This window comes from uncultured Methylobacterium sp. (assembly GCF_964242245.1).
Taxonomy (GTDB): domain Bacteria; phylum Pseudomonadota; class Alphaproteobacteria; order Rhizobiales; family Beijerinckiaceae; genus Methylobacterium.
Genome location: NZ_CAXTBY010000209.1, coordinates 1 through 3173, shown reverse-complemented (window position 1 = coordinate 3173; position 3173 = coordinate 1). Strand labels below are relative to the sequence as shown.

Sequence of the window (3173 nt, the reverse complement as noted above, 5' to 3'; positions counted from 1 at the left end):
GTCCCGGGCTGAGGTGGTGCGGGATGCACATCCGCTGCGACAACGCACTATGATCGCGGAGGCTCTGCGCGAGTGGATCGCCGAGACAGCCCGCAGATCTAGTCCATCGCCCTAGGCTCGCCGTGTGAGAATAGTGACTGAGAGCTTCAACGGCAAGCTCAAGGACGCGTGCCTGAAGGCCGCGCGCGTTCCCCGGGCGCCCTCCCGCCTGCGCCCGTCACCGTCCCGGACCTTCCGGCTCCTCACGGCGGCCGCCATGCCGCGCACCCGGCCCAGTTCAAAATACACGTCAGGTCGTGTCCGATCGTTCAACCGAAAGGGCGGCTGCGCTCCATGGGCCGTCCCGCGGCGCCCGGCCTCATTCCCCTGGGCAGCCCGCGGCGGAAGGCTTATCTGCGAGTCTCCCGGAAGGTCCCGCAAAGACCGTCGCGACGGCAGGTCCGGCGCGGGGCCTCCGCGGGACCTTGAGAGACACGCGAAAACATCCCATGGCCGAGACCGACCGCGAAGCCAACCGCTTCTCCGCCCGCGCCAGCCGCTACGCCAGAGTCGGGGCGAATGTCGGAGGCGTAGCCGCGCGGATGGCGGGTGCGCGCCTGTTCGGGGGTGAGGGCACGACGAACGCTGCGGCGCTCGCCCAAGCGCTCGGCGGCCTCAAGGGTCCGATCATGAAGGTGGCGCAGTTGCTCGCCACCGTGCCGGACCTGCTGCCGCCGGAATACGCCGCAGAGCTGCAGAAGCTCCAGGCCGACGCGCCGCCGATGGGTGCGGCTTTCGTCAAGCGCCGGATGCAGGCTGAACTCGGCACCGGCTGGCAGGCACGGTTCAGGATGTTCGACCTGAACCCGGCCGCCGCCGCCTCCCTCGGGCAGGTGCACCGGGCGACTGCGCTCGACGGAACGGCGCTCGCCTGCAAGCTCCAGTACCCGGACATGCAGTCGGCGGTCGAGGCCGACCTCAAGCAGTTGGAGATTGCCTTCGCCCTGCACCGGCGGATGAACTCCTGGCTCGACACGCGGGAGATCGCCAAGGAGATCGGCGCCCGGGTGCGGGAGGAACTCGACTACGCCCGCGAGGCCAAGCACGCCGCCCTCTACGGCGCAGTGCTGAAGGACATCGACGCGGTCCGGGTGCCGGCGGTGCACACCGACCTGTCGACCAAGCGCCTGTTGACGCTGGGCTGGCTCGACGGCGAGCGCATCCTGAGTTTCACCGGGGCGCCGGTCGAGATCCGCAACCGCATCGCGCGGTCGATGTTCAAGGCGTGGTGGCACCCGTTCAGCCGCGCCGCCGTGATCCACGGCGACCCGCACCTGGGCAACTACACCGTCTTCTCCGAGGGCGGCGAGGCGCAGGGCATCAACCTGCTCGACTACGGCTGCGTACGAATCTTCCACCCGCGCTTCGTCGGCGGCGTGGTCGACCTCTATCGCGGACTGCTGACCGACGACATGGCCCGCATCGTCCACGCCTACGAGGTCTGGGGCTTCCAGAACCTCGACAAGGAGAAGATCGAGATCCTCAACATCTGGGCGCGCTTCATCTACGGGCCGCTGCTCGAGGACCGTACCCGCACCGTCGCCGACGGGGTCAAGCCCGGCGAGTACGGGCGCAGCCAAGCCTTCCAGGTGCACCAAGCCCTGAAGCTGCGCGGTCCCGTGACCGTGCCGCAGGAGTTCGTGTTCATGGATCGCGCCGCCGTCGGCCTCGGCGCGGTGTTCCTGCACCTGCGCTCCGAGCTGAACTATCACCGGCTGTTCGAGGCCGAGATCGAGAGCTTCTCGCTTCCCGCGCTGTCCGCCCGTCAGGCCCAGGCCCTCGACGGCGCGGGGTTGCCGCAGCCGGTCTGACGGCCACGCGCCTCCCATCCGTGCTCGGGAGGTTCGCGACCGGATACGAAATCGGCATAATGGATTGCGCACGACCCGTTCGTATGACACAGCGCTCCGTGCCAATTGCGGCAGGAAAACGCTTCAGCTACACCCGCTCCGAGCAAGCAGGGTAGCGTCGAGGGACGAGCGTACGATGGCCGATCCGAAGACCGTGTCCGGGGCGCCCTACAGCCCGGCGATGGACGCGAAGACGCACGAGCAGACGTACAGAGGGTTCGTTCACTTCGTCGAGATCGCCTCCAGCGTGGTGGCCTGCTGGGTTCTGGCGCTGGCCGTGGGCGGCATCCGCGAGGCTTGGCTCACGGCGATCTTCGGCGTCGTCCTGTCGGGCGCGGCCGGCGCCGTCGGCGCCTTCGCCCCCGGTATCGGTTGGCGTGCCCCCGTCGCCGTCGGCCTGCTTCTCTTCCTCTACCTGGTGTTCGCCTGAGGCGGCCGAACCTCCAACACGGGCCCTGCCCCGGATGCGGTCCGTGACAATCGCCACGCTTCCATCAGTCCATATGACCAAACCGTCTCGAATAGCTGCTTCATCCCGCGCATTCGGTGACGGTCCTTCCGAGGGGAAATTCTGAATGCGCATCGCTGTCCTGTCGGAGACCGATTCCGCGGAGTCGCGGGTCGCGGCGGTGCCCGAGACGGTCAAGAAGTTCAAGGCGCTGGGCGCGGACGTGGTCGTCCAGGCGGGCGCCGGGCTGAAGGCCGGGGTGCCGGACGCGGAGTACGAGGCCGCGGGCGCCTCCGTCGCCGCTTCCGCCGAGGCCTCAGCCAGCGGCGCCGACCTCGTGCTGAAGGTCCGCCGCCCCGGCGCCGACGAGATGCGGCTCCTCAAGCGGGGCACGGTGGTCGTCGCGATCATGGACCCCTACGGCCACGAGGCCGAGCTGCAGGCGATGGCCGCGGCCGGCATCGACGCCTTCGCCATGGAGCTGATGCCCCGCATCACCCGCGCACAGGTGATGGACGTGCTCTCGTCGCAGGCCAACCTTGCGGGCTATCGCGCGGTGATCGACGGCGCCTCCGAGTACGGCCGCGCCATGCCGATGATGATGACGGCGGCCGGCACCGTGCCGGCGGCGCGCGTCTTCGTGATGGGCGTCGGCGTCGCCGGCCTCCAGGCCATCGCCACCGCCCGCCGCATGGGCGCGGTCGTCACCGCCACCGACGTGCGCCCCGCCACCAAGGAGCAGGTGGAATCGCTCGGCGCCAAGTTCGTCGCGGTCGAGGACGACGAGTTCAAGCAGGCCGAGACCAAGGGCGGCTACGCCAAGGAGATGTCGGCCG

At 69.3% G+C, this 3173-nt stretch carries 2 protein-coding genes and 1 pseudogene; all 3 read left to right on the top strand.

Annotation, left to right across the window (positions count from 1 at the left end; genetic code table 11):
* The first annotated feature begins 488 nt into the window (after positions 1–488).
* Positions 489–1850, top strand: coding sequence for an ABC1 kinase family protein (locus tag ACFE8Y_RS21415; protein ID WP_375466382.1), 1362 nt, complete (start codon positions 489–491; stop codon positions 1848–1850).
* A gap of 175 nt (positions 1851–2025) precedes the next feature.
* Positions 2026–2319 carry an aa3-type cytochrome c oxidase subunit IV gene (locus tag ACFE8Y_RS21410; protein ID WP_375466381.1) on the top strand — a complete coding sequence of 98 codons (294 nt, stop codon included), beginning with the start codon at positions 2026–2028 and terminating at the stop codon, positions 2317–2319.
* Between the two features lie 145 nt (positions 2320–2464).
* Positions 2465–3173: pseudogene (locus tag ACFE8Y_RS21405) on the top strand (NAD(P)(+) transhydrogenase (Re/Si-specific) subunit alpha); the annotation flags it as partial.

Bases quoted from the DNA above. Each gene is read 5' to 3' on its own strand.
- ACFE8Y_RS21410 (WP_375466381.1), top strand. From the start codon at position 2,026: ATGGCCGATCCGAAGACCGTGTCCGGGGCGCCCTACAGCCCGGCGATG.
- ACFE8Y_RS21415 (WP_375466382.1), top strand. From the start codon at position 489: ATGGCCGAGACCGACCGCGAAGCCAACCGCTTCTCCGCCCGCGCCAGC.